The sequence below is a fragment of the Streptomyces sp. NPDC002926 genome, from assembly GCF_053591755.1.
In genome coordinates this window covers 1-3777 of sequence record NZ_JBSFUK010000072.1, presented here as the reverse complement: position 1 = coordinate 3777, position 3777 = coordinate 1, and the positions used below count along the sequence as shown (strand labels likewise).

The following is a 3777-nucleotide window of genomic DNA, read 5'->3' as shown; positions in this document are numbered from 1 at the left end:
TATGTGTGACGGATTTGCCTATCACACGGCCTACACCCTTACCCCGGGACAACCACCGCCCGGGCTGGACTACCTTCCTGCGTCACCCCATCGCTTACCTACTACCACCTTGGGCCGGCGGCTCCACCACTCCCCTCAACTCCGAAGAGATCAGGGCGGCTTCACGGCCTTAGCATTAATGGGCTCGATACTGGGCGTTTCAAAGCGGGTACCGGAATATCAACCGGTTGTCCATCGACTACGCCTGTCGGCCTCGCCTTAGGTCCCGACTTACCCTGGGCAGATCAGCTTGACCCAGGAACCCTTAGTCAATCGGCGCACACGTTTCTCACGTGTGTATCGCTACTCATGCCTGCATTCTCACTCGTGAACCGTCCACCACTCGCTTCCGCGGCGGCTTCACCCGGCACACGACGCTCCCCTACCCATCCGTACTCCCGTTGGGGATATGTGTACGAATGACACGACTTCGGCGGTACGCTTGAGCCCCGCTACATTGTCGGCGCGGAATCACTTGACCAGTGAGCTATTACGCACTCTTTCAAGGGTGGCTGCTTCTAAGCCAACCTCCTGGTTGTCTCTGCGACTCCACATCCTTTCCCACTTAGCGTACGCTTAGGGGCCTTAGTCGATGCTCTGGGCTGTTTCCCTCTCGACCATGGAGCTTATCCCCCACAGTCTCACTGCCGCGCTCTCACTTACCGGCATTCGGAGTTTGGCTAAGGTCAGTAACCCGGTAGGGCCCATCGCCTATCCAGTGCTCTACCTCCGGCAAGAAACACACGACGCTGCACCTAAATGCATTTCGGGGAGAACCAGCTATCACGGAGTTTGATTGGCCTTTCACCCCTAACCACAGGTCATCCCCCAGGTTTTCAACCCTGGTGGGTTCGGTCCTCCACGAAGTCTTACCTCCGCTTCAACCTGCCCATGGCTAGATCACTCCGCTTCGGGTCTTGAGCGCGCTACTGAATCGCCCTGTTCGGACTCGCTTTCGCTACGGCTTCCCCACACGGGTTAACCTCGCAACACACCGCAAACTCGCAGGCTCATTCTTCAAAAGGCACGCAGTCACGACTGACAGCACAAGTGCTGCCAGCGACGCTCCCACGGCTTGTAGGCACACGGTTTCAGGTACTATTTCACTCCGCTCCCGCGGTACTTTTCACCATTCCCTCACGGTACTATCCGCTATCGGTCACCAGGGAATATTTAGGCTTAGCGGGTGGTCCCGCCAGATTCACACGGGATTTCTCGGGCCCCGTGCTACTTGGGTGTCGCACAAGCAAGCCGTTGATGTTTCAGCTACGGGGGTCTTACCCTCTACGCCGGACCTTTCGCATGTCCTTCGCCTACATCAACGGTTTCTGACTCGCCCAACAGCCGGCAGACTGTTGAAGTGCGATCCCACAACCCCGTATGCGCAACCCCTGCCGGGTATCACACGCATACGGTTTGGCCTCATCCGGTTTCGCTCGCCACTACTCCCGGAATCACGGTTGTTTTCTCTTCCTGAGGGTACTGAGATGTTTCACTTCCCCTCGTTCCCTCCACACTGCCTATGTGTTCAGCAGCGGGTGACAGCCCATGACGACTGCCGGGTTTCCCCATTCGGAAACCCCCGGATCAAAGCCTGGTTGACGGCTCCCCGGGGACTATCGTGGCCTCCCACGTCCTTCATCGGTTCCTGGTGCCAAGGCATCCACCGTGCGCCCTTAAAAACTTGGCCACAGATGCTCGCGTCCACTGTGCAGTTCTCAAACAACGACCAGCCACCCGTCACCCCGCTCTCACGAGCGAGTTCACCGGGACCGGCATCGCGAAGGACGAGCTCACGCTCGCACCCTCAGACACCCAACAGCGCGCCCGGCACGACCCCCCAACCCTCACGTTCCACGCCGAAGCAGTACTAGTGAAGCCAGGAAACCGTGCCGAATAGTCAACGTTCCACCCATGAGCAACCAGCACCGGACATTCGCCGGTGTTCTGGCCTCTGACCGGGCAAGCCCGGTAAGAAGTGCTCCTTAGAAAGGAGGTGATCCAGCCGCACCTTCCGGTACGGCTACCTTGTTACGACTTCGTCCCAATCGCCAGTCCCACCTTCGACAGCTCCCTCCCACAAGGGGTTGGGCCACCGGCTTCGGGTGTTACCGACTTTCGTGACGTGACGGGCGGTGTGTACAAGGCCCGGGAACGTATTCACCGCAGCAATGCTGATCTGCGATTACTAGCAACTCCGACTTCATGGGGTCGAGTTGCAGACCCCAATCCGAACTGAGACCGGCTTTTTGAGATTCGCTCCGCCTCGCGGCATCGCAGCTCATTGTACCGGCCATTGTAGCACGTGTGCAGCCCAAGACATAAGGGGCATGATGACTTGACGTCGTCCCCACCTTCCTCCGAGTTGACCCCGGCAGTCTCCTGTGAGTCCCCATCACCCCGAAGGGCATGCTGGCAACACAGAACAAGGGTTGCGCTCGTTGCGGGACTTAACCCAACATCTCACGACACGAGCTGACGACAGCCATGCACCACCTGTATACCGACCACAAGGGGGGCACCATCTCTGATGCTTTCCGGTATATGTCAAGCCTTGGTAAGGTTCTTCGCGTTGCGTCGAATTAAGCCACATGCTCCGCTGCTTGTGCGGGCCCCCGTCAATTCCTTTGAGTTTTAGCCTTGCGGCCGTACTCCCCAGGCGGGGAACTTAATGCGTTAGCTGCGGCACCGACGACGTGGAATGTCGCCAACACCTAGTTCCCAACGTTTACGGCGTGGACTACCAGGGTATCTAATCCTGTTCGCTCCCCACGCTTTCGCTCCTCAGCGTCAGTAATGGCCCAGAGATCCGCCTTCGCCACCGGTGTTCCTCCTGATATCTGCGCATTTCACCGCTACACCAGGAATTCCGATCTCCCCTACCACACTCTAGCTAGCCCGTATCGAATGCAGACCCGGGGTTAAGCCCCGGGCTTTCACATCCGACGTGACAAGCCGCCTACGAGCTCTTTACGCCCAATAATTCCGGACAACGCTTGCGCCCTACGTATTACCGCGGCTGCTGGCACGTAGTTAGCCGGCGCTTCTTCTGCAGGTACCGTCACTTTCGCTTCTTCCCTGCTGAAAGAGGTTTACAACCCGAAGGCCGTCATCCCTCACGCGGCGTCGCTGCATCAGGCTTTCGCCCATTGTGCAATATTCCCCACTGCTGCCTCCCGTAGGAGTCTGGGCCGTGTCTCAGTCCCAGTGTGGCCGGTCGCCCTCTCAGGCCGGCTACCCGTCGTCGCCTTGGTAGGCCATCACCCCACCAACAAGCTGATAGGCCGCGGGCTCATCCTTCACCGCCGGAGCTTTCAACCCCTCCCCATGCAGGAAGGAGTGTCATCCGGTATTAGACCCCGTTTCCAGGGCTTGTCCCAGAGTGAAGGGCAGATTGCCCACGTGTTACTCACCCGTTCGCCACTAATCCACCCCGAAGGGCTTCATCGTTCGACTTGCATGTGTTAAGCACGCCGCCAGCGTTCGTCCTGAGCCAGGATCAAACTCTCCATGAATGTTCTCCCGTAATCGGGATCAACACCACAAGAGCGGAACAGCCGATCGGAATAAGACCGACTGTTCACAGCGTCCTCGCTGTGTCATTGCCTGCCCCGCTACATGAGCAAGAGACAGGACTTTCAAAGGAACCTCGAACCTGCCGAAACAGGCCGGGGTATCAACATATCTGGCGTTGACTTTTGGCACGCTGTTGAGTTCTCAAGGAACGGACGCTTCCTT

2 rRNA genes (1 of these 2 only partly in view) are annotated in these 3777 nt (G+C 58.1%); both read right to left on the bottom strand.

The features are described from left to right. A 23S ribosomal RNA gene (locus ACWDZ6_RS33220) occupies positions 1-1729 on the bottom strand; it reaches 1438 nt to the left of the window's first position. A gap of 299 nt (positions 1730-2028) precedes the next feature. Continuing rightward, positions 2029-3554 (bottom strand): 16S ribosomal RNA (locus ACWDZ6_RS33215). Together the 16S and 23S rRNA genes form the textbook arrangement of a ribosomal RNA operon. Between the last annotated feature and the right edge of the window lie 223 nt (positions 3555-3777).